Below are 25,298 nucleotides of genomic sequence, written 5' to 3'. Positions count from 1 at the left end.
TGACGCTCCGATTTGCTCACCGGCGGTTAGTTGCGGTCGACGTGATCACCGGACTAGGTTCCGCAGTCGCCGCCATACCAAGAAGGCGACCCGGTCGCACATTCACGGACACCACGTCGTCCGGCTCGATCTTCGAGTCGCTCGATGCCGTGAGGCGTTCGGAGCCTGCGGCATTCTGACGGTAGACAGTCACTTCGAGGTCGTTACCGGCGCTTGTGTAAAGAGCTGCTCTAATTCCTCCGATAACGGCGAATTTCTCGGCAAGAGCTTTGGTCTGAGCCTCAAGCTTCTGTAGAGCAATATCTGTTTCTTGTGCTTCTGCCAGCCGAGCGCCTCGGCGGACCTCAACGACGCGCGCCAGCTGGCGTCGATGCTCGGAGAGGGCCCGCGCTGCCGCCCACACCTGGGCTTGCGTGGCGTGATAGCGACTTTTTGCGCTGGCCAAGTCGCGGCGGACCTCAGCGAGTCGTGTTTCCGGGGAGGTACCCCGGGTGACGTACGACCGTGTGGAGGCGACTGCCGCCTCTTCGTCTCGCGTCGCTTGGCTTTCGACGGACAATTCCGCGTTCAGCGAATTCAGGTTCTCCTGCGACTCATTTATGACGTTTGTGAGCGCCGCAATCTCCGCTTCTTGGGCGATTTTGTTGTGTCGCAGCTGCGCAAGTTCCAGCGCCGCCAACTGCCTGATTTGCGAAGGCGGAATACCGGGGTTTGCAAGATCATCAATTCGCAGTTCTTGTGTGCCCTCAAGTTCGGCGTTGATGCGGTTCTTTCGAAGAAGTAGACGTGCGCGTTCAATGGCGATCGATTCATATTCACTGCGGAGGTCGGCGGCCCTCACGAAAGGGTTCTCGCCGATGCGAAACCGCACCATGTCGAGTCCTCCCGCCGAGGCTATTGCCTGACGGACCGTCATGCGTGGCTGGTACGGATAGGAGCCGGGTTTCGCAACGTCGCCGTCGATGTAAAACGGACGATACTCCGTGACTTCCACCTGAACGTCGGCATCTTGAAAAATTCGCTTCGCGCGGTATTCTTCTCGGAGGCGAGCCTGGGCCGCTTGGACGGATATGCCTGCAAGCGGAACCGTGCCGATCTGCGGCATCGCGATCGCCCCGTCGGCGTTGACCGTTGTACGCCAGGCGGTCGTCAGTGATACTGTTATTTGCAGCTTATCGCCCGGCCCAAGCAGATAGTCAGCTCGGGCGTTCGGGCAGAAGGGGCTCGTGGCCAGGGCGAGCACCGCGAGGGCTGCACGCATTACGTGCTGCCACGTGTCCAGGCAGAGATCTTCGTATTTGGCGAGCACATCGTCCCAGAGGAACGTAGCGCGATGTCGCCGCTTCGCGGCCCGACGGGCGTTCTTGAGTGCGGTCTGGTCGTCGAACGCCCGTTCGATCTGGGCGTCGCACTGATCCTCGTCAGAAAAGTAGAACTGCTCAGGTCCGGCGGTCCAAGTGTTAAAGATGTTGCGCTTGGCGATGATCGCACTCCCGGCACCCAAAGCCTCAACGAGCGATGGGTTCGTTCCGCCGACGGTGTGCCCGTGGAGGTAAGCCAGCGCATGCCGCCGGAGAGCTGAAACCGTGGGCTTATCGTATACGGCGCCGGGGAAATGCACTTGCGGCGACGCTTCCGCGCAAATGAGCTGATGATATGGAGAGCGGCTTGGATCAATATTGCCGATGCAGACCAGTGGCACTCGGCGAGGGCGCCGGGAAAACGCGCGGACAATCTCGAGAATCGAATTTTCGGGCTCAATTCTTGCGATCAGGAGCAGGTATTTGTCTGGTTGGAGATTGTAAGGAGAGAGGAGCTCAGGAGGAGCATTGACGATTTCGTCGGCTCCGTACGGTATCATTGTTATTTTGTTTGCATCTGCTCGTGCTAGAAGATGGTCTTTGATTTGTGGATGATCAGCAATCAATCGAGATCCAAGTTGGCAGGCAATTCTCTCGTTTATAATGAACCATAATTTCGCTAAATTTGACCATTTTTCGCGTTTCCACTCAATACCATCCATGTTGACCAAGACAGGACGACGTTGAGCGCGCAGCATTGGGAGAAAGCAGGCGGTATTGTACCCTAAAACCAATGGTATTCCTGGAAGCCGGCGCGCTTCAATCATGGAGCGCCAGTCAAAATAAATCGTACCTGCTGGGCCAGTTCGTTCGACTGATATGATCAAGCGTCGCACGCCGCGCCAAATGTCGTGAGCGATCTGACCATGCAGACCGGAGCTCGGAGCAACGTCTTGCTGGCAGAATACCGTAACGTCCCAGCCGCGCGCCGCCATATAGAGCGCGAGACGTTCGGCGAAAGTCTCGAACCCGCCATGCGCCGCCGGGATGCCGCGCGTGCCAAGTATGAGTAAAGCCGGCCGGTTCCGGCCATGGGCAGCGGTTTGTATCGAGGCAGCTGGCTCTTTATGTTGAACGGGTAAAAGGTTGAAAAAGCTGACTGGCATCTTGTAGCCCTCTGGGCCAGTGCAGGGCGAGAGTGCGCTTTTTCCGTCCCGCTGACTCGGGCGGAGGCACTCAGATCGGATATACTAATCACCGGGTCTGGCAGAGAGCAAGCGAAATTGTAAGACTATGTTCCGACAACCGCTTCGCTCGTGATTATCCTGAACCGGAGTGAGTTTTATGTTCGCGAGATTACCAATTTTCGGTGCGAATGATTACGCAGGTGCGTGGTGCACGGGGAGATACAGTCGAGCCTCGGTATGGTCAGCCCGTGTGAGAGTGGTCCGCCCTGAAGTGTGGCTTTGAGCCGACGGAGGACGGACGCAATGGGAGCGAAGAAGCGCAAGCCGGAAGAGGGATGGCCAATCTGCGGCAGGTCGACGTGCTGGTCTCGCGGGGGCAGTGCGTGGCGGACGCGAGCCGCGCCATCGGCGTGACCGAGGTCACCTCCTATCGTTGGGGCCGCGGGTACGGTGGGCTCAAGTCCGACCAGGTGCGCCGGATGAAGGAGCTGGAGACCGAGAACCAGCGGCTGCGCAAGGCGATCGCGGACCTCACACTCGGCAAGCTGATCCTGCAGGAGGCCGCCCGGGGAAACTTCTTGTCTATTCGGGGATTTGGGATTGCCCGGTTTTGTGTGGACGGTCACTGGGCTTGGCTGACCAGGGTCCCGGTTGCAGGCTCGGGACGATGCTGCTGGTCGCAGACTCTGGGTGAGCGGTCGCCCAGGGCGGAGTGGCGCCGCACCGGGTTGGCGAAGCCCTCCAGGTCGCTGAAAGGGGCCATGCGGGCCTCTGGCCGGGAGCGGGAGCGCCGGCGGGCGAGCAGTTCGCATTCCAAGCTCGAGAAGACGCTTTCGGCCATGGCGTTATGGGATGGACGCCTCCCGCTCCGCGCCCAGGTTGGGCGAGACCGAGAGGGAGAAGAGCCATGCAGATGCTCGCGATCGATCTGGCCAAGCAGTCGTTTCACGTTCACGGCGTCGATGCCGATGGTCAGGTGATCTCCCGGCGCGTCGGGCGCACCAAACTTCCGGCGCTGGTGGCCAGCCTCGCCCCGAAGGTGATCGCCATGGAGGCTTGCGCCACGGCCCATCATTGGGCGCGAGCTTTCCTCGCGGCCGGGCATGAGGTTCGGCTGATCAACCCGCGCTTCGTCAAGCCGTTCGTGCGCGGCTCGAAGAACGATGCCGTCGACGCCGAGGCGATCTTCGACGCCGCCTCACGTCCCACGATGCGGTTTGTGCCTGTGAAGTCGACCGAGCAGCAAGACCTGCAGTCGCTTCATCGCGTCCGCGATCGGCTGGTCTCGCAACGCACGAACCTGATCAATCATACCCGTGGGCTCCTGGCTGAGTACGGCCTCATCTACCCGAAGGGTGCGGCCCGCTTTCCAGCGCGTGTGCGGGCGGAACTTTCCGAGGCGGGACTGTCGCCGATGGCGCGAGCCACCTTCGCGGCCCTGCTCGACGAGTTGGAGACCCTGGAGACGCGGCTTGAGCGGCTCGACGATCAACTTCGGGCGATCTGCCGCGAAGACGTCGTCTGCCGCCGCCTGATGACGTTGCCTGGCGTGGGCCCGGTCGTCGCCACCGCCCTCAAGGCCAGCGTCGGCGATGCCCGCCAGTTCCGCTCAGGGCGCGAACTCGCGGCCTGGATCGGCTTGGTGCCGCGACAGTACTCCACCGGCGGCAAGCCGCACCTCGGGGGCGTCGGACGCCGGGCCAACCACTATCTGCGGCGCCAACTCGTGCACGGCGCCCGCGCGGTCGCCTTGCGCCTGGCCACGAAGACCGATCCGCGCTCACGCTGGTTCCAGGCGGTGATCGACCGGCGCGGGTTCAACAAGGGGATCGTGGCGATGGCCAACAAGACCGCGCGGATAGCCTGGGCGATGCTGAGGCGCGAGGAGGATTACGCCCGCGCCTGACGCGGGCGACCGAGATCGTCGCGCGAGCGGCGATGCGTGCGAGGTGACCGACGATGGCGACACGGCGTGGGCCGCCGCTTCCGATCCTGACCTACGACACGGCCTTCGAGGCCGCTAGCGTTATGAGGACGGAAGAAGCGGACCCCATCGAGGCCAGGGGCGTGATCGCTCCACCGACAGGCCGGATAGATTCACGCACCCAAGGTCGTGGTCGTCGCTGAGGAATACCTTGCCGCGGGAGGCGTCCATAGATTGTCGTGAGCATCTCCGACCGAGCCCATCGAGGGCCGCACGCCCGCCTCGCGGCAGCGGCCGCCGATGGCCAGCGAAGTCTAGGGCGAGCCCTGATCCGAGCGGTGGATCACGTGTCCCGGTTTTCTCTGGCTGGCGGCCATCGCAAGCGCGTCCAGCACCAACTCATCCGACATCCGGTTGATGGCTTCGCCATCTCCGATTTCGGCCATGCGGATGTCGGCTTCGCTCAGGCGCCGCGCGGGCTCGCGATCCGGGATCCGCTTTGGTCAAGCGGATCCCGCATCAGTGCGAAGATGATCGGCCGTCGCGGCGGGCCGCGATGGGAGCCCCACCAGCCGGCGCTCCGGCGGCTGAACGCGTCGAGCACAATGGCCAGGTACAGGAAATCTGCGCTGGTCGGGACGGAGGTGATGTCCGCGACCCACGGCCGGTCGGGTTCGTCGGCCGCGAAGCTGCGCTCGACCAAGTCCGGAGCCGGCCGGGCCTCCTGATCGCGCCGCGTCGTGATCGGCCCGCTGCGGCGATGACACGCCCCGACGAGACCGGCCCCGCGCATCGGCCGGGCGATCCGCTTGCGACGGCGGGCGTCGCCCTGGTCGCGCCGCTCCGCCTGGACGCGCGGCGAGCCGTAGGTCTGGCGCGAGCCCAGGGCGCAACCGGGGCGGCAGCAGAAGCGGGGCGATCTCGCGCCAGAGATCATCGGTTGAAGCGGTCGAGCCATACACACCAACATCCGCCCAGGCGGTTCATGCCCGTTCTGTTAGGCGCTCAAACGCTCCAACCGGCCCACCGCGTGGGGGCTGATCAGGTCGCTGCCGCGAGCGAGCCAGATGAGATACTGACCGTAGCTGGTTTTCGCGGACAACTCGCCGCGCGCCGCCACCTGCTCGCGGGAGATCCAGCCCTGCAGGTAGGCGATCTCCTCCAGGCAGGCCACCTGCATCCCCTGCCGGCTCTGGATCACCCGCACGAACTCCCCCGCCTCCAGCAGGCTGTCATGCGTTCCCGTGTCCAGCCACGCGTAGCCGCGCGACATGCATTCCACCTCGAGCTGCCCGCGCTCCAGGTAGGCCTGGTTCACGTCCGTGATCTCCAGCTCGCCCCGCGGCGAGGGTTTCACGGCCGCCGCGATGTCGAGCACTTGGTTGTCGTAGAAGTACAGGCCGGTCACCGCCCAGGTCGATTCCGGCAGTTTCGGCTTCTCGACCAGCTTGGTCGGGCGGCCCGAGCCGTCGAGGTTCACCACCCCGTAGGCCTCCGGGTGGTCGACGTGGTAGGCGAACACCGTCGCTCCCCGCGCCCGCGCCCGCGCCCGCTGCAGCAGGGCCCGCAGGCCCGCCCCGAAGAACAGGTTGTCGCCCAGGATCAGCGAGACTGGGTCCGCGCCGACGAAGTCCCGCCCGATCAGGAAGGCCTGCGCCAGCCCCTCCGGCCGCGGCTGCAGCGCGTACGAGAAGGTCACCCCGAACTGCTCGCCCGTCCCGAACAGCCGCTTGTAATTGTCCAGGTGCTCGGGGCTCGAGATGATCAGGATCTCGCGGATCCCGGCCAGCATCAGCACCGAGACCGGATAGTAGATCATCGGCTTGTCGTAGACCGGCAGCAGCTGCTTGTTGATCGCGAGCGTCGCCGGGTGGAGTCGGGTGCCGGAGCCGCCGGCGAGCACGATGCCCTTCATCATGGCCTCCTTCAGGCCGGCGTCACCGGGCCGATCAGCCGGTCCAGGATGTCGGCGAGCGCCGCCTCCCAGGGCCGCGGCACGATCCCGAAATCCCGGCTCAGCGTCGCGGTCGAGAGTTCGCTATTGGCCGGGCGCCGCGCCGGCGTCGGGTAGGACGAGGTCGTGATCGGCTCGACCGGCACGCTGCGGGCGCCGTGCGCCTTCATCCGGGTGGAGATCGCCTCGGCGCAGCGACACGACGTCACCACACCCGCGTTCACGCTAGGTGAGGTGGTTGGGGCGGCGCGATCCTGGCCAGGATTGCCGCGAGGTTGGCAGCGAGAGTCGGGCAGCCGCGCTGGTCGGCCGTCACGTCGGGCCCGGAGCGCTCGCCGACCGGCCGTCGCACCGCCTCGGCGGAAGGGCCCTGGTGCGGGTTGGCCGCCCGTGTCGGGCGCACTTCCGCGCGGCGCCGGCGGGCCGTGCGCACCGCCGTCTCGCTCGTCTCGCCGCTGGCCCCGCAGCCGCTTGTCAGGTCCGCCCGCGCGTCGGCCGCCAGGCGCCCGGTCCCGCGACCATCGCACACGCAGTCGGTCGAGAACTGGACCAGCGATCCCCGCCCGCGCGGTCGCGACGTCGGGGAGGACGGGCGGCAGGGCGTCGAGCTGCCAGGCTGCCCCAGCCTCGCGGCTGACCCGGTCCACCGCCGCACGCGCCGCCGCGGCGATCGCCGGCACACGAGGACGCTCCACGGCGGCGCTCGTTGCGGAGCCTTCCCCAGTCATGTCGACGACCTCGCGCGATCACGCACGCGGCGCGACGTCCCGTGGCCGGGTGACGCCCTGAAGCGCACGGCCGACTTGGCCGCCACCGAGGATCGGGACCGGCCGCATGCCCGCCTCACGCTGCGGTCAGCCCGGGGCGCCCGCCCGCGTAGCGGTCCACGCGGATCGGTCACCCGTTAGTCTCTCTGATTGACCGGTTCTGCCGAGTTCGAGAGTCCAAACTTGCGAGCTGGATCGATAACGCGACAGTCCCGCTCTCGCCGGGCCCGCCTGATGCTCTCTGCAGACCGCAATATCTGTTCGAAGCGCTGCTGAAGCGTGTGATAACACTCACAGGCTGAATTCTCCAATCCATGCGCATCAACGACGGCGATAGCTCCGCGGCGCTGCTGAATGAGGCCCGCGTTCTGCAGGCGACGCGCTATTACGCTCACAGTAGGCCGCTGTACACCAATCGCTGAAGCTAAGATATCGTGCGTTATATCTAGTTCTTTGCAGTGAAGCCGCTCGTGCAAGGTGAGGATCCAGCGGCAGCAGCGAGCCTCAACATGATGTGCAGCATTGCAAGCGGCGGTCTGCATGACCTGATTTAGAATCCATTGCAGATACAAGTTCATAGTCGCTCGCAGATGAGGACGTTGTGCGAGCACTGTTTCGAGATGGTCGAGGCGAATGCGTGAGGCCCGCCCGGACATTTGCACCAGGTAGCGACCGAAGGCCTTCCGATGTCCGAGAAGAGCGAGTGCGCCCGCAACGCCTTCGGGGCCAAAGTTCGCCATTTCTGGCGTTCCATCTTCGAGGAGAGCAACCACTGAGATGGCACAGGTTTTTGGAAAGTAAACGAACTCGATCTCGTGGCCAGCCTCGCAGAGAATCTGCCCCTGTCTGACGTCGAGATCCTTCATTTTGGGCAATAATGCCTCAAAATCCTCCTCACCGAGGGCAGATAGGAAAACATTGCGTTCAGGTACTGTCATGACGCACATCCTCTACAACCCAGGAGTTCACATGTCCCCCGTACTTCCCCGGTGCTGATGCCGCCGCGGCGATTTCGCCAGAGATGAAACAGCTGCGACTGCCATTTAGGGAATAATTTTGGCTATAGATAATTCTTACAGAATCAGCAACGAGAATAGTATTGAGAACAGCTGGTTATTTGCAGTGCGCGAACGAACATCTTTGGAATGTTCGTGAATGCGAAGCTCGAATGCGCTGCAGATACGGAACATGCAGCGGCGCGCGGACCGGCCAACGTTACGGGCCCGGTTTTCTGCACGGGCAATGTTCGATGTTTCCAGACTTGGAACGGTTGGCCATTCAGCCCTGTGCGGGTCCGGCGGAACAGGACAGGCCCCTGGTGGTCCAGGATGATCCCTTGAGCGATCACGCCCAGCGCAGGCGCGAGGCAGAGTGCCACGGCCGTGACCACCCGAGCAAACGCCGTATCGTCGCTCGGGGGCGGCAGGATAAGCTCAAACTCACGATTGCCAGCAAGCGCCCGTGTTGGGCACGCGCTTAAAAGCAGCAAGCACCTAGTCATCGGCATAATCGTCCTCCCTCGAGGTTCGAATTCCGAGATTTTCACTTGTTGATTCAATATTAGCCATTTAAAGTCATATCCCGAAGCCGCAACGCGCAAGAATCCGCAAGCTGGTTCGTATTCAACTCGGCGCCACAACAACCGATCGCCGGGATCGCTGGAACTTAAGATTGCATCTCAGGATTTAGCAATCTTAGATTGTAACAACCGCCACGTCCAACCGAGCATGTACCCCATAGAGGTGAGATCACGCGCTTACGCATATACCTAAACTGGATGAGCGAACCGATATTGTCAATTATCAGTTTTTCCCTCTACAGTGAGCCGACCGGCTGCTTTTGTGGACCGCCCAGCTTGAATAGCTAAGGCGTTCGAGGGAACCTGCGTTGATAATAGCCGCGAGCCTCTGACAGCCGAGGGCAACTGGATTTTTCGATGTGTCACATTCCAGTGCTGCCGTCAGACGCCACCGGTAACAGGCCGATGAGAGGGGGAGTGCGAACTGGCTGTCCGTCTCGCGCCTCGACACCCACTCTGCGGCGGCCTGACGCACCGCATGGGTGGACTTGCTTCGGGAGAGTGGAGCGCGCGTTCCGCGAGGGATGAACCGCCCCGGACTACGCTCATGCCACACGCCGCGCTGATCCCGGCAGAATGCCGGCCCGGGCGCGGAGTGACACGACGCGGATGCGCGAGATCCGGCGCGTGCGCGAGGCGGGTGTCGCGCACTGCGCAGGCCAGCTTCGTGCTGGACGCGCTGGAGCAGGCGCTGCACAAGCGCCGCCCTGCTCACGGGGCGGGCTCGTGCATCACTCGGATCGCGGGTCGCAACTTGGGTTCAAGCGGTCGTCGCAACACCATCTTGCACGGCAGCCAGCACAGCGTCGAGCGCCTCTGCCGGCGTCTTCCAGTTCAGCGTCTTGCGCGGTCTGCTGTTGAGGGCTGCGGCCACAGCAGCAAGATCGTTCGCGCTGTGGGCGCTCAGATCCGTTCCTTTCGGGAAGTACTGTCGCAGTAACCCGTTCGTATTCTCGTTCGTCCCCCGCTGCCAGGGTGAGCGTGGATCGCAGAAGTAGACCTGCAGACCCGCGTCGATCCGCAAGCGCGCGTGCTCGGCCATCTCGGTACCCTGGTCCCAGGTCAACGAGCGCCGCAGCTGCTCGGGCAAGCGCGCGATCGTGCCGGCGATCGCCTCGCGCACCGCCTGGGCCCCGTGCCCCGCCAGCGCCGGGCCGTTCTTCGCACGCGGTGTCACCCCATGGCCGTCCATCGGCGGAAGATGCAGCAGCATCGTAAAGCGCGTCGTGCGCTCGACCAGGGTCCCGATCGCCGAACTCTTCAGACCCAGGATCAGATCTCCTTCCCAGTGCCCCGGCACCGCGCGGTCCTCCACCTCGGGCGGACGCTCGCTGATGAGCACCTCGGGGGTGACGAACGACCTGCCTCGGCCCAGGCTGCGGGCCCGCGGCACACGCAAAGCCCGTCCTGTGCGAAGACACGCGGTCAGCTCACGCTTCAGCGCGCCCCGGCCCTGGATGTAGAGCGCCTGATAGATCGCCTCGTGACTGATGCGCATCGTCGTATCGCCCGGAAAGTCGAGCCGTAGGCGCTCGGCGATCTGCTGCGGACTCCAGGATCGACCCCATCGCCGGCTCTGGCGTCGCCCGTGCCGCCGTCCCTTCCAGGCAACGCTAGGGCCAGGCAGAGCGCTCCCGCCCGGTGTCGCGACAGTTCCGGCGAGCCGCTCCTGCACGTACGTCCGCAGCGCTGCGTTCCCCGCCAGTTTTGCTGGCTTGGGCCGGCGTGCCGCGCGTTCAGCGTGCCACTGCGCGGTCGTGGCGCGATAGTCCAGGCCGCCACTGCGGGTCGCCGCATTGCGGCGCAATTCCCGCGAGATGGTCGACGCCGCCCGTCCCAGACGCCGAGCGACGTCCCGGACCCCGTGACCTTGCGCTTGTAGGATCGCGATCTCCTCCCGCTCAGCCAACGACAGGTAGCGCGCAGAAGGCGACTTGGATGATGGTGACAGGTGGGAAGGTGCCATTCCGCCTGCTGTCCGGAACCACCGCGAGCCGACCGGTGGCGAGATCCCGAGCTTCATCGCTGCGACCTCGCTGGAGAGACCCTGCGCGAGGAACGCCCAGAACCCCCGCCGCGTCTCGCGCAGACCGACCCCGGGACGACCCGGTGACCGCAGCTTCTCGCGAAGTGCCCGATCCGAACGCCGCCGACCTGCCATCACAACCGCCCTCCGCCAAGCCGTTGCGACGACCACTTGAATCCACCCAATACCTCGCTCTGCAGTACAAGGACCGGCTGGCGGCGGCTGGGGTCCAGCCTTCGGTCGACAGCGTCGGGGACTCGTACGACCATGCTCTGGCCGAGACGATCAACGGCCTGTTCAAGGCCGAGGCGATCCATCGGCGCGGTCCGTGGCGCAGCTACGAGGCCGTGGAGTTCGCCACCCTCGAAGGGGTCGGCTGGATCAACCACCACCGGCTGCTGGAGCCGATCGGCAACGTGCCTCCCGCCGAGGCCGAGGCGCGCTACGATGCCCAGGTGCAGAAGCCAGCCCTGGCCGCCTGACCCAAGCCAAACAGCCTCCGAGAAAATCGGAGCGGTTCAGCTTCGAGTACCGGCTCGTGACCGAGACCGACGATAAGGCGGCCAGCCTGCGCGACACGGCGGACATCTGCGGAGCGTCGGCCTCCACGGCGGCGCGTCCATCAAGCCCATCACACGGCAGTTTGTGACCTGAGGCGTTCCCTAGAACGCCCCCGGATGCAGCGCCGTCTCAGCTAAGTCTCTGATTTGATTGGTGGGTGCACTAGGGCTCGAACCTAGGACCCGCTGATTAAGAGTCAGCTGCTCTACCAACTGAGCTATGCACCCGTCGCTCTCAGGGAGCGAGACCGGGCGGCCACCAACCGTCCCGATCGCGAGGCGGGATGTAGCGGGTCGGATCCGGGCTGTCCAGTCCCGAATCCGACCCGCCTCGCGCTTTTTCGGCGGCTATTCGGCCGCCGCATGCTGGGCATGCAGGCGGTTGGCGCCCGCCAGCAGCTTGTTCAGCGCCGCCAGGTAGGCCTTCGCGGAGGCGACCAGCGTGTCCGGGTCGGCGCCGCGCGCCGTCACGCTGCGCTCGCCCTGGCGCAGGCGCACCGACACCTCGGCCTGCGCGTCCGTGCCCTCCGTCACCGCGTGGACGTCGTAGAGCTCGAGCTTCGCCTCGTGCGGCACCAGGGCGTGGATCGCGTTGAAGACCGCGTCGACCGGTCCGTTGCCGTCCGCCTCCTCCGTCGCGAGGCGCCCCTCGATGTCGAGGCGCATCGTCGCCCGCTGGGGGCCGCGCGTGCCCGCGATCACCGTCAGCGACACCAGCCGGATGCGGTCGTGCGCGGTCGCGAGGTTCTCGTCGACCAGCGCCTCGATGTCCTCGTCGTAGACGTTCTTCTTGCGGTCGGCGAGCGCCTTGAACCGCTCGAACGCGTCCTGGAACTGGTTGTCCGACAGGCGGTAGCCCATCTCCTCCAGCTTCGAGCGGAAGGCCGCGCGGCCCGAGTGCTTGCCCATTACCAGCGAGGTCTTCTGAACCCCGACCGATTCCGGGGTCATGATCTCGTAGGTGGACTGGTTCTTGAGCATCCCGTCCTGGTGGATGCCGCTCTCATGCGCGAAGGCGTTCCGGCCGACGATCGCCTTGTTGTACTGGACCGGGAAATGCGTCGCGGCCGCCACCAGCTTCGAGGCCCGCATGATCTGCGTCGTGTCGATGCCGGTGGCGTAGGGCAGCACGTCGCCGCGGGTGCGGATCGCCATCACCACCTCTTCGAGCGCCGCGTTGCCCGCCCGCTCGCCGATGCCGTTGATCGTGCACTCGATCTGGCGCGCGCCGCCCTCCACGCCCGCGAGGGAGTTCGCGATCGCCAGTCCCAGGTCGTTGTGGCAATGCACCGAGAAGACCGCCTTGTCGGCGTTGGGCACCCGCTCGCGCACCGCGCGGAACATCGCCCGGTACTCGTCGGGCGTCGCGTAGCCGACCGTGTCCGGCAGGTTGATCGTGGTCGCCCCCATCCGGATCGCCGTCTCGACGCAGCGGCACAGGTAGTCGAGCGGCGTGCGCGTCGCGTCCATGGCCGACCATTCCACGTCCTCGACGAGGTCGCGGGCCTGGGCCACCGTCCGCTGGATGATCTCCAGCACCTCCTCCTCGCTCTTGCGCATCTGGTGGGCGAGGTGGATCGGCGACGTCGACACGAAGGTGTGGATGCGCCCGCGCGCGGCGGGCCGCACCGCCTCCCCGGCCCGCGCGATGTCGGCGGGGATCGCCCGGGCGAGGCCCGCCACCACGGCGCGCTTGGTGCGCCGCGCGATCTCGGTCACCGCCTCGAAATCGCCGTTCGAGGCGATCGGGAAACCCGCCTCGATGATGTCGACGCCCATCCCGTCGAGCATCTCGGCCACCGCGAGCTTCTCCTCGAAGGTCATGGTGGCGCCGGGGCATTGCTCGCCGTCGCGCAGGGTAGTGTCGAAGATCAGGACGCGCTCGGCGGAGGAAGCAGCTTGGGTCATGGGAAAATCCGTTCTGGGAGATCGCCCGGCGCGGCGCTCGGGGCGGCGCGGATCGCGATCGCGAGCTGGGACGAGGATGGTCGCGCTCCCCTGAAGGCCCAGGCGCGCGCCCGGACGGCCCTCAGGGGCGGCTAAGGAGAAGGCCGGGAAGGAGGAGCGCGCGCGACCGCGCCGCCCGCAGGGCGGTCCGGGTCGTCAGCGGCAGGGAGCCGGCATGCGCCACGGCTCGGGTCTCCTCAAGGCGGAACGCCTGACGTCGCCCTCTCTACCGGCGGCGGGCCGCGATGACAAGCCGGCGGCCCTGACGGGGCGCGCCGCCCCGATGGACCGGGTGCCTGGGGGCCACGCGCCTGGGGGCCGCGCGCCGGATTGACCCGCCCGACCGCCCTTGCCACAAGCTCGGCCGCAGATCCTCCCCCGGGAGTCGATCCGCCAGGAGAGCGTCCATGCTGCCTCGTTCCGGCCTCGCCGCCGCCCTGCTCGCCGCCCTCGGCCTCGCCGCCTGCAAGCCGAGCGTGCCGCCCCCCGCGGTCGCGGCGGCACCGGTCGCCGCCCCGGCGATCCCGCCCGGCGGCTCCGGCTGCGGCCCGGCCATCGCCCGCACCCAGACCATCGTGAACAGCGACGTCGCCACCGGCAACCTCAACGAGCCGGTCGGCAAGCGCTTCTCGGCCGATCTCGGCCGGGCCGCCGAGGCCTGCGCGGCCGGCCACGAGGCCGAGGCGCTGCGCCTCCACGCCGCCGCCCGCGCCCGCTACGGCTATCCGTGAGGGTGCGGCCTTCACGATCCGTTAACCCTGCTGGCCCGACTCTTGATAAGCTGGCCCGGCCGACCGGCCGGCGCCCCCGGCGGTCTCCGCCCGCCCGATCCGGAGTGGTCGCCATGCGCCTGCAGAACCCCTTCACGGCCCATCCCGCCTCCCTCGGCGAGACCTACGCGCAGCATATGCGCGCCTCGCTCAGCTACGCGGTGCCGCTCCTCGGCGCGGCGCTGGCGGCCTTCGTGCATGCGGGGCTGCCGTTCCTCTTCACCACCACGGCGAGCCGCACCGTGGCCCGCCTGCACGCGCGCATGACCCGGCGTTGCGTCCGCTGCCCGTCCGGGCCCGCCCACCGGCCCGACCTGTTCGCGCGCCGCCCCGCCGAGACCGGCCTGATCTACGAGATCTGAGGCGGCCGTCGGGCCGGCCCTTGGCGGTGGGGCCGGACCTTGGCGGTGGGGCCGGCCCTTGGCCGTCAGGCCAACAGAAAGGCGTCGTGCAGGAAGGCCTGCACGAAGGCCGGCATGACGGACGGGTCGATGTCCCCCGGGCCGCGCACCACCACGAGGCCGGCGAGTTCCGGCACCTCCTCGGCGGCGAGGTGGGCCTCGGCGCGCGCCAGCAGGTCCGCGGCCGGCTCGCCCATCGCGACCGGCCGCAGGAGCGCGAGGTGGCCGCCGTGCCGCACGAGCACCCACTCCTCCGCGGCGCCCTCCGGCGGCGCGAGCCCGGTCTCCTCCGCGAGCTCGCGCACGGCGCTGGCCGCGAGGTCGACGCTGCCGTCCGGGCGCACGTCGGAGGGGTCGGGCGTGCCGCAGGCGAAGTAGACCTGACCGGCGCTGGCCGTGTGCGCGTTCATGCGGCCGAGCAGGTAGGCCCCGTCGCGGCTCAGCGGTGCCACCGCGGCGAAGACGTTGACGACGGCGGGATCCGGGAAGCCGAGATCGCGGAAGGCCGTGAAGGTCGCGAAATCGGTCTCGAACAGCCGCATCGCGACGGTCCGGCCACGGATCTCGACGTGGTTCGCCAGCAGCACGCGGCCGTTGAACAGCGCCGGGCGCTCGGCGAGGCGCCGCCGCCAATGCGCCGCGATCCCGGCGGCGTTCTCCCGCGCCCAGGCCCAATCGTAGGGGGCGAGGGCCGCGGTCAGGTGCGCGGCGCGCGACAGGCTCGCCTTCGCACTCATGCCCGCAGGGTGCCCTCGCTGACCACGACGGCGCTGCCGCCGATCTCGGCCGCGCGCAGCGCGCCCGCCTCGATCACCAGCTGCAGGGCGATCTCGCTCGGGCGGCCCATCTCGTAGCCCTGCCCGATCGGAATGTCGTGCGTGCCCTCGCCGAGGGGCTCGAACTGCATCAGCGCGCCCGCGAAGGCGGCGACGGCGGCGCCGGTCGCCGGATCCTCCGCGATGCCGAGGCCCGGGGCGAACATCCGGGCCCGGAAGCGGTGGGCGGGATCCTCGGTCTCGGCCGTGTAGAGGAAGACCTTGGCGCCGGGGCCGAAGGCCCGCTCCAGCGCCTCGGCGCTCGGTCGGGCGCGGCCGAGCGCGTCGAGGGAGCGCAGGGGCACCAGCTCGAAGGGCGTGCCGGCGCCGTGCCGGCTCGGCCGGTGGCGGGCGAAGCCGATGTCCTGGGCGGCGAGGCCGAGGCCGGCCGCCACGGTCGCGGCGTCGGGCCCGAGCCCCTCGGCCTCGCCCCAGATCTCCGGGAGCTTCGGCAGCCGGAAGCGCGCGCGGCCCCTCCCCTCCCCCGGCTCGACCACGCAGGGCACCACCCCGACCGTCTCCTCCAGCCCGAAGGCGAGCGCGTCGGCGCGGCCGGCGCGGCGGTCCTGCAGGCCGAGGAGCACGGCGGTGCCCACGGTCGGGTGACCGGCGAAGGGCAGTTCGTGGACGGGCGTGAAGATGCGCAGCCGCGCGCGGTGGCGGGCCTCCTCGGGCGGCAGCACGAACACCGTCTCGGAGAGGTTGAACTCGCGGGCGATGGCCTGCATGGCGGCGCCGTCGAGCCCCTCCGCGTCGAGCACCACCGCGAGCGGGTTGCCGGCGAACGGCCGCTCGGTGAAGACGTCGAGGGTCACGAAGCGGCGTGCGGTCATCGCGGCATTCTCCCAAACCCCGCTGCGGCGCAGCAGGCCCGCCGGTGTAGCGCAGGACCGCTCCGCCGAGAATGGTGGCGTGACCTGCGGGGCGGCTCGGGGCAGGATGGCATGCCGCAAGGGAAGAGAACCGCGAGGGAAGGCGACCGCATGGCCCGACGCAGCCTCACGACGCGCCTGCCGCCGCCCTTCCTCAAGCGGGTCTGGCTCGACCCCGCCAGGGTCGCGCGGCCGGAGGCCTATCCGTTCTGCCTGCCCGTCTTCCGGGGCGGGGATTTCGAGATCCTGTTCGAGCGGCCGATCACGATCGTCGTCGGCGAGAACGGTGCGGGCAAATCGACCCTGCTCGAAGGGATCGCGGCCCTGTGCGGCTTCGACGTGGCGGGCGGCAGCCGCGACCACCGCCCGCTCGACCACGCGGAGGCGCTCGCCACGGACGGCGACGCGCTCGCGCCCGCCCTGCGGGCCGCCTGGCTGCCGAAGGTCGCGGGCGGCTGGTTCTTCCGGGCCGAGAGCGTCTTCTCGGTGGCGCGCTCCCTCGACGCGGTGAACGGCGCGCAGGCGCCCGATTACCTGTCGCGGTCCCACGGCGAGGGCGTCCTGCGGGTCTTCCGCGAGCGCTGCCTGCGCCAGGGCGTCTTCCTGTTCGACGAGCCGGAGGCGGCCCTGTCGCCGCGGCGCCAGGTCACCTTCCTGGCGCTGCTGCGGGAGATGGAGCGGATGCGGGCCGCCCAGGTCATCATCGCGACCCACTCGCCGATCCTGATGGCCTATCCGGGCGCCGCCCTGATGGCGGTCACGCGCGCCGGCCTCGCGCCGGTGCGGCTCGGGGACACGGCGCATTTCCGCCTCTACCGCGAGTTCTGCGACGATCCGGAGCTGTTCGTCGAGGCGGCCCTGGCCGCCGAGGAGCCGTCCGAAAGCTAGACGGTCCGCCCGCCGTCGATCGGCATCTCGATCCCGGTCAGGAATTCCGCCTCGTCGGAGGCGAGGAACAGCGCGGTGGCGGCGATGTCCTCCGGGCGCGACAGGCGGCCGAGGGGGATGGTGGCGATGAACTTGGCGCGGTTCTCGGGCGTGTCCGGCACGCCCATGAAGGCTTCGAGCAGCCCGGTCTCGCCCATCACCGGGCAGAGCGCGTTGACCCGGATCTTCCAGGGCGCGAGTTCGACCGCCAGCGACTTCGACATCAGGTTCACGGCGCCCTTCGAGGCGTTGTACCAGGTCAGGCCCGGCCGCGGCCGGATCCCCGCCGTCGAGCCGACGTTGAGGATCACCCCGCCGCCGTTGTCGCGCATGGCCGGCGCCACCGCCCGCACGAAGTGGAAGATCGACTTCACGTTGACCCGGAACACGCGGTCGAACGTGTCCTCGTCGACCTCCATCAGCGGCTGGTTGCGGTGGGTCATGCCGGCATTGTTGACGAGGATGTGGGGCGTGCCGAAGGCCTCGGCGGTGCGGGCCACGGCGCGCGCCACGTCCTCCTTCGCCCCGACATCGGCCGTGACCGCGATCGCGTCCCGGCCGATCGCGGCGGCGACCCGCTCGGCCTCCTCCCCGCGCAGGTCGACCACCGCGACCCGCGCACCCTCCTGCGCGAAGCGCCGGGCGATGCCCTCGCCGAACCCGCCGCCCGCGCCCGTGACGATCGCGACCTTGCCCCGAAGCCTCATGCTCGATCCTCCCTGCCGGACGCGCTGCGCGGCGCGTCGGTCGGGCCGGATCATGGGGCGGGGCTGGCGCGGCTGTCCAACGCCGCCGGCGCCGGCCAGGGTTGCGCCGGGATGCGCTCCTTCAGAGGCTCCCCTCGCGCACCGCGCCCGGATCGGCGAGCGCGTGGAGCAGGCCCGCCGCCGCGCGGGCGAAGCGCAGGGTCACGGCCTTCCGGCGGGCGCCCGCCAGGGGATGGTCGGGCGGCTCGCGCAGGATCGCGGCCCCGAACGCATCCGCCACGATGAGGCCGGTCTCCTCCGGCAGCACGGCAATCGGCATCTCCTCCGGCACCGCGAAGTAGAAGCGGTCGCAGAAATCCCGGTAGTCCGGCCATTTCCGGTCGGCGCGGAAGTCGGGCAGGCCCGACTTGATCTCGATGATGGTGAGCTGGCCCGACGGCCCGAGCGCGATCAGGTCCGCCCGCCGGCCGTTCGCCAGGGTGAATTCCGGGATCGTGACGTGGCCGAGTTCGGCGAAGAGCCGGCGCACCCCGCGCCGCACCTCCAGCGCGATCGGCGACTGGCGGCGGTCGACGGGGAGCGAGAGGGCGGCGGACACGAGGGGAACCGGGATCCTGGCGAATCGGAGGACGCATCCCAGCAGGTCGCGCGCTGGTTGTCACCGCCGCCTGTGTCGCAGCTCCCCCGCGCGGCGCCGCCGTGGCGCGGCGCGGATCACGCCCGGTGACGCGCGAGCCACACGCTCAAGGTGTCGTTGCCGGCGAGCTTGCCAGCAGGTTGCTCAGCGGGTAGCACCGCCGCATGGAAAAACTCTGAAAAATCAGTATTTTATTACAATTCAAAACAGCGCCGCCCCGCGCGACTCGCCGCTTCGGCGAGCCCGTCGTGCTGCGCGCGTGAGAGGGTCCGGGTGATGCGGCGGAGCGTGGGCGCGAGTCTGATCGGCAAGGTGGTCCTGGCGGGCCCGATGGTCCTGGCAGGGGCCTCGATGGTCCTGGCAGGGGCCTCGACGGTCCTGGCAGGGGCCTCGACGCTCCTGCTCGCCGGGGCGGCGCGGGCGCAGGAGGGCACGATCGCGCTCGACACGATCAGCGTGGAGGGACAGGGGGCGGCCGGGGCGGGCCTCCCGGGGGCGCGCCGGCCCGAGACCGCCACCGGCCCGGTCGAGGGCTACGTGGCGACCCGCAGCGCCACCGCCACCAAGACGGACACGCCGCTCATCCGCACGCCGCAATCGATCTCGGTGATCGGCGCCGCGCAGCTCCAGGCCCAGAAGGCCCAGACCCTGTCGGAGGCCGTGCGCTACGCGCCGGGCGTCTTCGCCAACCCGTTCGGGCCGGATACCCGCCTCGACTGGTTCATCCTGCGGGGCTTCTCGGCCACCGAGAGCGGCCTGTTCCGCGACGGGCTCCAGCTCTTCCAGACCTCCTTCGCCAATTACCGCATCGACCCCTTCGGCGCCGAGCGGATCGAGGTGCTGCGCGGGCCGGCCGCGACCCTGTTCGGCGGCAGTCCGGTGGGCGGCCTCATCAACGTCGTGTCGAAGCGCCCGCCGCTCGACCCGCTGCACTCACTCGAATTCGGCGGGGGCTCCTTCAACCAGGCCTACGCGGCCTTCGACCTCGGCGGGCCGGCCGATGCGGAGGGGCACTGGTTCTACCGGCTCACCGGGCGCCTGCAGAACAGCGACGCGCCCGTCCGCTTCGCGCCGGAGGACCGGGTCTTCCTCGCGCCCGCCCTCACCTACAAACCGGACGGGGCCACGACCTTCACGCTGCTGACGAGCGTCCAGCGCGACGTGACCGGCGGGGCGGGCCAGTTCCTGCCCTATCTGGGCACCGTGCGCCCCCAGGCTCTGGGCCTGCGCATCCCCCGCCCGCTCAATGTCAGCGACCCGCTGATCGACGGCTACACCCGCAATCAGGCCAATCTCGGCTACCTGTTCGAGCACCGGATCGACGACGTCTGGACCGTGCGGCAGAATTTCCGCTACTCGCTCACCGACGTCCGCGACCAGCGCTACGTCGGCAACGGCTACGAGGCCGGCGACGCCACGCAGACGCAGCTGTCCCGCTACGGCTTCCTGACGACGCCGAAGGCCGGCCTCGTCACGGTGGATACGCAGGCCGAGGCCCGTTTCGCGGACGGGCTCTTCGCCCACGACCTGCTGCTCGGCATCGACTACAAGCGCTACGACCTCAATGATTACCAGGCCTCCGCCTTCCCGGCGCCCACGCTCGCCATCCTGGCGCCGCGCTACGGCCAGCTCGCCGGCCAGCCGGTGCCCTACCTGGTCGCGAACCAGCTGCTGCAGCAGGTCGGCCTCTACGCGCAGGACCAGATCCGGCTCACCGAGCGCCTGACCTTCCTGGTCGGCGGGCGGCAGGACGTCGTGACGAGCGACCTGACGAACCGGCTCACGCCCTCCGCCTCGGTGCGCGGCGACGACCGGGCCTTCACCGGCCGGCTCGGCCTGATCTACAATTTCGACAACGGCTTCGCGCCCTACGTGACCTGGGGCACATCCTTCAATCCGACGCCGGGCGCCAACGGCCAGACCGGTGCGCCCTACCGGCCGGACCGCGGCGACCAGATCGAGGTCGGCGCCAAGTTCGAGCCGCCGGGCTGGAACACCCTGTTCACGCTGGCGGCCTTCGACCTCCAGCGCGCCAACGTGCTGACGCCGGACCCGAGCAATCCCTTCAACAACCTGCAGATCGGTGCGGTGCGCTCGCGCGGCATCGAGGCCTCGGTGGTGGCGAGCCTCGCCGAGGGCCTGAACCTCGTCGGCGCCTTCACGACCTACGACCTGCGCACGGTCAAGGGCACCGTGCTCGACCTCGGCAGGGTGCCGGTCGGCATCCCGGAGACCTTCGGGTCGCTCTGGCTCGACTACACGATCCCCTCGGGCGACTGGAAGGGCTTCGGGTTCGGCGGCGGCCTGCGCTCCGTCGGGCGCTCCTACGCGGACGTGGCCAACACCCTGCGGGTGCCGGATTCCGTGCTCCTCGACGCCGCAATCCACTACGAGCGCGACGGCTGGCGGGCCGCCGTGAACATCCAGAACGCCGCCGACCGGCGCTTCGTCTCCTCCTGCTCCAGCGCGACCGCCTGCTTCTACGGCGAGCAGCGCCGGATCGTCGCCAGCGTCAGCTACCGCTGGTGAGGAGGTCCGCCATGAACGCGGCGCGGCTGCGCGCGTGGCGGCGCGTCCACACCTGGACGAGCCTGATCGCCACCCTGTTCCTGCTGCTCCTCTGCCTGACCGGATTGCCGCTGATCTTCCACCGGGAGATCGACGGCTGGTTCGGCGCGGGGCCGGCGCCGCTCGCCAGCGGGCAGGCGCCGCTCTCCCTCGACCGCGTGGCGCAGATCGCCCTCGCCGACCATCCGGGGCAGGTGCTGCAATATCTCGGCCACGACGAGGACGCGCCGCGGGCGGTCTTCGCGATCCTGAACAAGGCGGCCGACGCCCATCCGAACGCGTCCGTGACGACGCTCTACGACGCGGCGACGGGCGCCCGCCTCGGCCCGCCGCGCAGCGCCTTCATGCAGGTGATGCTGCGGCTCCACGTCGACCTCTACGCGGGGCTGCCGGGCAAGCTCTTCCTCGGGGCGATGGGCGCGCTCCTGGTGGCGGCGATCGTCTCGGGGGTCGTGCTCTACGGCCCGCTCATGCGGCGCATGGCCTTCGGGACGATCCGGGCCGGGCGGGCGCGGCGCATTCTCTGGCTCGACCTGCACAACCTGATGGGCATCGTCACGGTGGCGTGGCTGACGACCGTGGGGGCGACCGGCGTGATCAACACCCTGTCCGAACCGATGATCGGCCGCTGGAAGGCGACGGACCTCGCCGCCATGCATGCGGGCCGGGGCGGAGCCCCGGCGACGCCGCGCCTGTCGCTCGACGCGGTGGTGGCGCGGGCGGTCGCGGCGGCGCCGGGCATGACGCCCTCCTTCATCGCGTTTCCCGGCACGGCCTTCAGCACCGGCCGGCACTTCGGCGTGTTCCTGCGCGGCGACACGGTCCTGACCTCGCGGCTGCTGCGGCCGGTGCTCCTCGACGCCGAGACCGGCGCGGTGGCCGCGACGCGGCGGCTGCCCTGGTACCTGACCGCCCTCCTGGTCTCGCAGCCGCTGCATTTCGGCGATTACGGCGGCCTGCCGCTGAAGCTGATCTGGGCGCTGCTCGACCTCGTCAGCGTCGCGGTCCTGGGCAGCGGGCTCGCCCTGTGGCTCGCCAAGCGGCGCGCGGGCGGGGCGGCTCCGCCTCCCGCCCCCGTCCCGGCCCGGAGCGGCCGCGCGTGAGGCCGCCCCGCCCGGTCTTCCGCATCCCGCTCCTCGTCGGCGGGGCCTCGGCCGCGGGACTCCTCGGCGCGCTGCTGATCGAGGAGATCGGCCCGGTCCTGGCCTGGCTCGGCCTGTCCCTGCCGCTCGTCCTGATCCTGTGGCATGGCGCGCGGGCGCTCGGGCGTGCACGAAGCGGTTGATCTCGCGCCGCCGCTCGCCGAATGTCGCCCGCGACGGCGGGAGGCATCGCCGCGGGAGGGAACGGCATGAGCCAGAACGGCGTGGCCGAGGGACGACGGAGCGGCCGGGCGGGCGTGCGGCTGGTGGGCGGCACGGCGGTCGCCCGCAGCGCCAGCGCGGTGCGCCTCGACGCCGTCTCGATCGCCTTCACGCTGAAGGGCGGCAAGCGCTACGTGGCCGTGGACGGGATCGACCTCACCGTCTCCCCCGGCGAGTTCGTGGCGGTGGTCGGCCCGACCGGATCGGGCAAGTCGACCCTCCTCAACGCCGCGGCGGGCCTGCTCAAGCCGGTGGCCGGCCTCGTCAGCATCTTCGACGGCCCGCTCACCGGCCTCAACGCCCGGGCCGGCTACCTCTTCCAGGCCGATGCCCTGATGCCCTGGAAGACCGCCCTCGACAACGTCGCGGTGGCGCTGGAGCCGCAGAAGGTGCCGCGGGCCGAGGCGCTCGCGCGGGCGCGCGACTGGCTCGGGCGGGTGGGCCTCGCCGGCTTCACGGACCGCTACCCGCACATGCTCTCGGGCGGCCAGCGCAAGCGCGTGGCGCTCGCCCAGATGCTGATCCGCGACCCCGAGATCCTGCTGATGGACGAGCCGTTCGGGCCGCTCGACGCGCAGACCCGGCAGATCATGGGCAACCTCCTGCTCGACCTCTGGGCCGCCAACCGCAAGGCCGTGATCTTCGTCACCCACGACCTGGAGGAGGCGATCGCCCTCTCGGACCGGGTCGTGGTGCTCTCGGCCGGCCCCGCCGCCCGCATCGTCGGCGACTTCCCCGTCGCCCTGCCGCGGCCGCGCGACACCAGCGAGATCCGCCTCGAACCGCAATTCCACGCCCTCTACAAGGAGATCTGGGCGCGGCTGCGGGTCGAGGTCTCGCGCGCCTATGCGGGCGGGCCGGCATGAGGCCGGCACGGAGAGCGGTTTGACGCCGCCGGGACCCGCCAGAACCTTTCGCCATTCGCCCCGGAGCCTCCGCCCCGTGAACCGTCTCGGCCTCCTCGCCCTCCAGATCCTCGTCGGCCTCGCCATCCTGGCGGTCTGGCACGTGCTCACGGTGTATCCGCTGCTGGGCCAGCCCAGGCAGCTGCAGTTCTTCTTCTCGACGCCGGTCGACGTGCTGAAGCGGACCTGGGCGGAGATGAGCAATCCCGAGATCTGGGGCCATCTCTGGATCACCCTGCAGGAGACGGTGCTGGCCTTCGCCTTCGGGGCGCTGGGGGGCATCGCCTTCGGCTTCCTGTTCGCCCGCAACGCGCTCCTGGCCGCGGTCTTCGACCCCTACATCAAGGCCGCGAACGCGCTGCCGCGCGTGGTGCTGGCGCCGATCTTCGCCCTCTGGTTCGGGCTCGGCATCTGGTCGAAGGTGGCGCTCGGCTTCACCCTCGTGTTCTTCATCGTGTTCTTCAACGTCTACCAGGGCGTGCGTGAGGTCAGCCCGGTCGTGCTCGCCAACGCCCGCATGCTCGGTCTCAACGAGCGCGGCCTGCTGCGGCACGTCTACTGGCCCTCGGCCTTGACCTGGATGTTCTCCTCGCTGCACACGGCGGTGGGCTTCGCGCTCGTCGGCGCGGTGGTGGGGGAGTATCTCGGCTCCTCGGCCGGGCTCGGCTACAAGATCCACGAGGCCGAGAGCGTGTTCGACGTCACCGGCGTCTTCGCCGGGATGCTGATCCTGACCGTCTTCGTCATCGTCATCGACGCCGCCGTCACGCTGATCGAGCGGCGGCTGCTGGTCTGGCGCCCCGGCCCGGCCGGCGGCTAGAGCGGCGCCCGATCATGGGGCGGTCGGACGCTGCTCCCGGCCTTGGATGGTGCCGCATCGTCCTCGACGAACCGGCATCCGCATCGTCGGACAATACCTCAAGCGGAACTGCCCCACGCACGTCTGCTTGGATTCCTGGTGCCGCATCATGTGTGCCGCCGAACCGGGGACCTCTTCGGCGCATGATGCTCGGGCCTGATCTCACCGGAGGACATCTCATGGACCGCCGCAGCTTCCTGGCCGGCGCCACCGCGCTCGGCCTCGCCGCGCCCGCCCGCGCCGAGACCGTCAAGGTCCGCATCGGCGTCGGCGGCAAGCCGCTCCTGTACTACCTGCCGCTCACCATCGCGGAGAAGAAGGGCTACTTCGTCGAGGAGGGGGTGGAGGCCGAGATCAACGATTTCGGCGGCGGCGCCCGCTCGCTCCAGGCGCTGATCGGCGGCTCGGTCGACGTGGTGACGGGGGCCTACGAGCACACGATCCGCATGCAGGCCAAGGGACAGGACGTGCGGGCGGTGTGCGAACTCGGCCGCTACCCGGCGATCGTGATCGCGGTGCGCAAGGACCTCGCCGGGACGGTGCGGGGCCCGGGCGATCTCAAGGGCCGCAAGATCGGCGTGACGGCGCCCGGCTCCTCGACGGCGCTCGCGGTGCAGTACGCGATGATCAAGGCGGGGCTGAAGGCCACGGACGCGCCGCTCATCGGCGTCGGCGGCGGGGCGGGCGCCATCGCGGCGATGAAGAAGGGCGAGATCGACGCGATCTCCCACCTCGACCCGGTCATCGCCAAGCTGGAGGCGGACGGCGACATCGCCGTGATGATCGACACCCGCACGGAGGCCGGGACCCGGGCGCTGTTCGGCGGGCCGAACCCGGCGGCGGTGGTCTACACCAAGCAGGAGTGGATCGAGCGCCACGCCGCCGCGACCCAGAAGGTGGTCAACGCCTTCGCGAAATCGCTGAAGTGGCTCGCCGCCGCCACTCCCGAGGAGGTCGCCGACACGGTGCCGCCCGCCTACCATTTCGGCGACCGGCCGCTCTACGTGCAGGCGGTGAAGAACTCGCTCGAGAGCTATTCCCGCACCGGCATCCCCTCGCAGGAAGGCATGGCGAGCGTGCTCGACCTCGTGCGCACCCTCGATCCGGAGCTGCAGGGCGCCAAGATCGACCTCGCGGCGACGCTGGAGGACCGCTTCATCCGCAAGGCGATGGGCTGAGCGTCCTTCGCCGGAGGGGTCATCCGCCATCCGGTTGATGGCGTCGCCAT

24 protein-coding genes, 1 tRNA gene and 3 pseudogenes are annotated in these 25,298 nt (G+C 68.8%); 12 read left to right on the top strand and 16 right to left on the bottom strand.

Translation table 11 applies throughout. The annotated features are described in order from the left end of the window. Nucleotides 1-16: 16 nt before the first annotated feature. Nucleotides 17-2,467, bottom strand: a complete 2,451-nt coding sequence (locus tag M446_RS34890) for a polysaccharide biosynthesis/export family protein (RefSeq protein WP_012331381.1) — start codon at nucleotides 2,465-2,467, stop codon at nucleotides 17-19. A gap of 324 nt (nucleotides 2,468-2,791) precedes the next feature. Between M446_RS34890 and M446_RS36860 the strand changes: the two are divergent. Next, nucleotides 2,792-3,072 (top strand): annotated as a pseudogene (locus M446_RS36860) (transposase); the annotation flags it as partial. Nucleotides 3,073-3,110: 38 nt separating this feature from the next. Here the strand turns inward: M446_RS36860 and M446_RS38780 are convergent. Beyond that, nucleotides 3,111-3,335, bottom strand: a pseudogene (locus M446_RS38780) (IS3 family transposase); the annotation flags it as partial. Between the two features lie 60 nt (nucleotides 3,336-3,395). On the opposite strand from M446_RS38780, the gene M446_RS06895 reads away from it, so the two are divergent. Next, complete coding sequence (locus M446_RS06895) at nucleotides 3,396-4,394, top strand: IS110-like element ISMtsp7 family transposase (RefSeq protein ID WP_012331380.1); 999 nt, start codon at nucleotides 3,396-3,398, stop codon at nucleotides 4,392-4,394. A 332-nt stretch (nucleotides 4,395-4,726) separates the two neighbouring features. Here M446_RS06895 and M446_RS39640 read toward each other — a convergent pair whose 3' ends face one another. From M446_RS39640 to M446_RS06875, 8 genes are all read right to left on the bottom strand, one after another. Then, nucleotides 4,727-4,858: a hypothetical protein gene (locus tag M446_RS39640; protein ID WP_415926902.1), complete on the bottom strand. Its 132-nt coding sequence runs from the start codon at nucleotides 4,856-4,858 to the stop codon at nucleotides 4,727-4,729. A 17-nt stretch (nucleotides 4,859-4,875) separates the two neighbouring features. Next, nucleotides 4,876-5,370, bottom strand: a complete 495-nt coding sequence (locus tag M446_RS34885; protein WP_168169139.1) for an IS3 family transposase — start codon at nucleotides 5,368-5,370, stop codon at nucleotides 4,876-4,878. A 39-nt stretch (nucleotides 5,371-5,409) separates the two neighbouring features. Continuing rightward, complete coding sequence (rfbA, locus tag M446_RS06885) at nucleotides 5,410-6,327, bottom strand: glucose-1-phosphate thymidylyltransferase RfbA (protein WP_198293065.1); 918 nt, start codon at nucleotides 6,325-6,327, stop codon at nucleotides 5,410-5,412. Between the two features lie 11 nt (nucleotides 6,328-6,338). After that, nucleotides 6,339-6,578: a sugar nucleotide-binding protein gene (locus M446_RS38770; RefSeq protein ID WP_265576554.1), complete on the bottom strand. Its 240-nt coding sequence runs from the start codon at nucleotides 6,576-6,578 to the stop codon at nucleotides 6,339-6,341. Nucleotides 6,579-6,586: 8 nt separating this feature from the next. Then, nucleotides 6,587-6,895, bottom strand: a complete 309-nt coding sequence (locus tag M446_RS38765; protein ID WP_265576553.1) for a hypothetical protein — start codon at nucleotides 6,893-6,895, stop codon at nucleotides 6,587-6,589. Between the two features lie 375 nt (nucleotides 6,896-7,270). Beyond that, nucleotides 7,271-8,071, bottom strand: coding sequence for a Crp/Fnr family transcriptional regulator (locus M446_RS34880; protein WP_168169138.1), 801 nt, complete (start codon nucleotides 8,069-8,071; stop codon nucleotides 7,271-7,273). Nucleotides 8,072-8,214: 143 nt separating this feature from the next. Continuing rightward, nucleotides 8,215-8,634: a sugar transferase gene (locus M446_RS39635; RefSeq protein ID WP_415926913.1), complete on the bottom strand. Its 420-nt coding sequence runs from the start codon at nucleotides 8,632-8,634 to the stop codon at nucleotides 8,215-8,217. Nucleotides 8,635-9,472: 838 nt separating this feature from the next. Next, nucleotides 9,473-10,873 (bottom strand): IS30-like element ISMtsp4 family transposase, encoded by a 1,401-nt coding sequence (locus M446_RS06875; RefSeq protein WP_012330561.1) that lies wholly within the window; start codon nucleotides 10,871-10,873, stop codon nucleotides 9,473-9,475. Nucleotides 10,874-10,920: 47 nt separating this feature from the next. On the opposite strand from M446_RS06875, the pseudogene M446_RS06870 reads away from it, so the two are divergent. Further along, nucleotides 10,921-11,220, top strand: a pseudogene (locus M446_RS06870) (IS3 family transposase); the annotation flags it as partial. A gap of 230 nt (nucleotides 11,221-11,450) precedes the next feature. Here the strand turns inward: M446_RS06870 and M446_RS06865 are convergent. Then, nucleotides 11,451-11,526 (bottom strand) — tRNA-Lys (locus tag M446_RS06865). 120 nt (nucleotides 11,527-11,646) lie between these two features. Further along, the gene (locus tag M446_RS06860; RefSeq protein ID WP_012331377.1) at nucleotides 11,647-13,206 is read right to left on the bottom strand and encodes a 2-isopropylmalate synthase; all 1,560 of its coding nucleotides are present in this window, start codon (nucleotides 13,204-13,206) and stop codon (nucleotides 11,647-11,649) included. Between the two features lie 446 nt (nucleotides 13,207-13,652). Here M446_RS06860 and M446_RS06855 point away from each other — a divergent pair, with 446 nt between their 5' ends. Beyond that, nucleotides 13,653-13,976: a hypothetical protein gene (locus M446_RS06855; protein ID WP_012331376.1), complete on the top strand. Its 324-nt coding sequence runs from the start codon at nucleotides 13,653-13,655 to the stop codon at nucleotides 13,974-13,976. A 113-nt stretch (nucleotides 13,977-14,089) separates the two neighbouring features. After that, nucleotides 14,090-14,377 carry a DUF6356 family protein gene (locus M446_RS06850; protein ID WP_012331375.1) on the top strand — a complete coding sequence of 96 codons (288 nt, stop codon included), beginning with the start codon at nucleotides 14,090-14,092 and terminating at the stop codon, nucleotides 14,375-14,377. Between the two features lie 65 nt (nucleotides 14,378-14,442). Here the strand turns inward: M446_RS06850 and M446_RS06845 are convergent, their stop codons facing one another. Further along, nucleotides 14,443-15,153, bottom strand: a complete 711-nt coding sequence (locus tag M446_RS06845; protein ID WP_012331374.1) for an NUDIX hydrolase — start codon at nucleotides 15,151-15,153, stop codon at nucleotides 14,443-14,445. Then, entirely contained in the window at nucleotides 15,150-16,064 is a 915-nt protein-coding gene (locus M446_RS06840) for a PhzF family phenazine biosynthesis protein (protein ID WP_012331373.1), read from the bottom strand. Before M446_RS06840 ends, M446_RS06845 begins: the two co-directional genes overlap by 4 nt. A gap of 150 nt (nucleotides 16,065-16,214) precedes the next feature. Here M446_RS06840 and M446_RS06835 point away from each other — a divergent pair, with 150 nt between their 5' ends. Next, nucleotides 16,215-16,991 carry an AAA family ATPase gene (locus M446_RS06835; RefSeq protein WP_012331372.1) on the top strand — a complete coding sequence of 259 codons (777 nt, stop codon included), beginning with the start codon at nucleotides 16,215-16,217 and terminating at the stop codon, nucleotides 16,989-16,991. Here the strand turns inward: M446_RS06835 and M446_RS06830 are convergent. Together M446_RS06830 and M446_RS06825 are read right to left on the bottom strand one after the other, a co-directional pair. Then, nucleotides 16,988-17,737, bottom strand: a complete 750-nt coding sequence (locus M446_RS06830; protein WP_012331371.1) for an SDR family oxidoreductase — start codon at nucleotides 17,735-17,737, stop codon at nucleotides 16,988-16,990. The genes M446_RS06835 and M446_RS06830 overlap by 4 nt on opposite strands. 121 nt (nucleotides 17,738-17,858) lie before the next feature. After that, entirely contained in the window at nucleotides 17,859-18,335 is a 477-nt protein-coding gene (locus M446_RS06825; RefSeq protein ID WP_012331370.1) for an MmcB family DNA repair protein, read from the bottom strand. Between the two features lie 315 nt (nucleotides 18,336-18,650). On the opposite strand from M446_RS06825, the gene M446_RS06820 reads away from it, so the two are divergent. The 6 genes from M446_RS06820 (at nucleotide 18,651) to M446_RS06795 (ending at nucleotide 25,248) form a co-directional block, all read left to right on the top strand. Then, nucleotides 18,651-20,903, top strand: a complete 2,253-nt coding sequence (locus M446_RS06820; protein WP_012331369.1) for a TonB-dependent siderophore receptor — start codon at nucleotides 18,651-18,653, stop codon at nucleotides 20,901-20,903. A gap of 11 nt (nucleotides 20,904-20,914) precedes the next feature. Then, on the top strand, nucleotides 20,915-22,045 hold the full coding sequence (locus M446_RS06815; RefSeq protein WP_012331368.1) for a PepSY-associated TM helix domain-containing protein: 1,131 nt from the start codon (nucleotides 20,915-20,917) through the stop codon (nucleotides 22,043-22,045). Further along, nucleotides 22,042-22,227, top strand: a complete 186-nt coding sequence (locus M446_RS06810; protein WP_012331367.1) for a hypothetical protein — start codon at nucleotides 22,042-22,044, stop codon at nucleotides 22,225-22,227. Before M446_RS06815 ends, M446_RS06810 begins: the two co-directional genes overlap by 4 nt. A gap of 66 nt (nucleotides 22,228-22,293) precedes the next feature. Beyond that, entirely contained in the window at nucleotides 22,294-23,172 is an 879-nt protein-coding gene (locus M446_RS06805; RefSeq protein WP_012331366.1) for an ABC transporter ATP-binding protein, read from the top strand. A 76-nt stretch (nucleotides 23,173-23,248) separates the two neighbouring features. Further along, nucleotides 23,249-24,031, top strand: coding sequence for an ABC transporter permease (locus M446_RS06800; RefSeq protein ID WP_012331365.1), 783 nt, complete (start codon nucleotides 23,249-23,251; stop codon nucleotides 24,029-24,031). Nucleotides 24,032-24,249: 218 nt separating this feature from the next. Continuing rightward, entirely contained in the window at nucleotides 24,250-25,248 is a 999-nt protein-coding gene (locus M446_RS06795; RefSeq protein ID WP_012331364.1) for an ABC transporter substrate-binding protein, read from the top strand. Nucleotides 25,249-25,298: the final 50 nt, after the last annotated feature.

Origin of the sequence: Methylobacterium sp. 4-46 (assembly GCF_000019365.1) — a bacterium.
In the GTDB taxonomy this organism is placed as follows: Bacteria; Pseudomonadota; Alphaproteobacteria; order Rhizobiales; family Beijerinckiaceae; genus Methylobacterium.
The sequence above is the reverse complement of the archived record's forward strand: the minus strand, read 5'-3'. Positions and strand labels throughout refer to the sequence as shown.

Coding starts and splice junctions, on each gene's coding strand:
- M446_RS34890 (WP_012331381.1), bottom strand. CDS start 2,467: ATGCCAGTCAGCTTTTTCAACCTTTTACCCGTTCAACATAAAGAGCCA.
- M446_RS06895 (WP_012331380.1), top strand. CDS start 3,396: ATGCAGATGCTCGCGATCGATCTGGCCAAGCAGTCGTTTCACGTTCAC.
- M446_RS39640 (WP_415926902.1), bottom strand. CDS start 4,858: ATGGCCGAAATCGGAGATGGCGAAGCCATCAACCGGATGTCGGATGAG.
- M446_RS34885 (WP_168169139.1), bottom strand. CDS start 5,370: ATGGCTCGACCGCTTCAACCGATGATCTCTGGCGCGAGATCGCCCCGC.
- rfbA (WP_198293065.1), bottom strand. CDS start 6,327: ATGAAGGGCATCGTGCTCGCCGGCGGCTCCGGCACCCGACTCCACCCG.
- M446_RS34880 (WP_168169138.1), bottom strand. CDS start 8,071: ATGACAGTACCTGAACGCAATGTTTTCCTATCTGCCCTCGGTGAGGAG.
- M446_RS39635 (WP_415926913.1), bottom strand. CDS start 8,634: ATGACTAGGTGCTTGCTGCTTTTAAGCGCGTGCCCAACACGGGCGCTT.
- M446_RS06875 (WP_012330561.1), bottom strand. CDS start 10,873: ATGGCAGGTCGGCGGCGTTCGGATCGGGCACTTCGCGAGAAGCTGCGG.
- M446_RS06860 (WP_012331377.1), bottom strand. CDS start 13,206: ATGACCCAAGCTGCTTCCTCCGCCGAGCGCGTCCTGATCTTCGACACT.
- M446_RS06855 (WP_012331376.1), top strand. CDS start 13,653: ATGCTGCCTCGTTCCGGCCTCGCCGCCGCCCTGCTCGCCGCCCTCGGC.
- M446_RS06850 (WP_012331375.1), top strand. CDS start 14,090: ATGCGCCTGCAGAACCCCTTCACGGCCCATCCCGCCTCCCTCGGCGAG.
- M446_RS06845 (WP_012331374.1), bottom strand. CDS start 15,153: ATGAGTGCGAAGGCGAGCCTGTCGCGCGCCGCGCACCTGACCGCGGCC.
- M446_RS06840 (WP_012331373.1), bottom strand. CDS start 16,064: ATGACCGCACGCCGCTTCGTGACCCTCGACGTCTTCACCGAGCGGCCG.
- M446_RS06835 (WP_012331372.1), top strand. CDS start 16,215: ATGGCCCGACGCAGCCTCACGACGCGCCTGCCGCCGCCCTTCCTCAAG.
- M446_RS06830 (WP_012331371.1), bottom strand. CDS start 17,737: ATGAGGCTTCGGGGCAAGGTCGCGATCGTCACGGGCGCGGGCGGCGGG.
- M446_RS06820 (WP_012331369.1), top strand. CDS start 18,651: ATGCGGCGGAGCGTGGGCGCGAGTCTGATCGGCAAGGTGGTCCTGGCG.
- M446_RS06815 (WP_012331368.1), top strand. CDS start 20,915: ATGAACGCGGCGCGGCTGCGCGCGTGGCGGCGCGTCCACACCTGGACG.
- M446_RS06805 (WP_012331366.1), top strand. CDS start 22,294: ATGAGCCAGAACGGCGTGGCCGAGGGACGACGGAGCGGCCGGGCGGGC.
- M446_RS06795 (WP_012331364.1), top strand. CDS start 24,250: ATGGACCGCCGCAGCTTCCTGGCCGGCGCCACCGCGCTCGGCCTCGCC.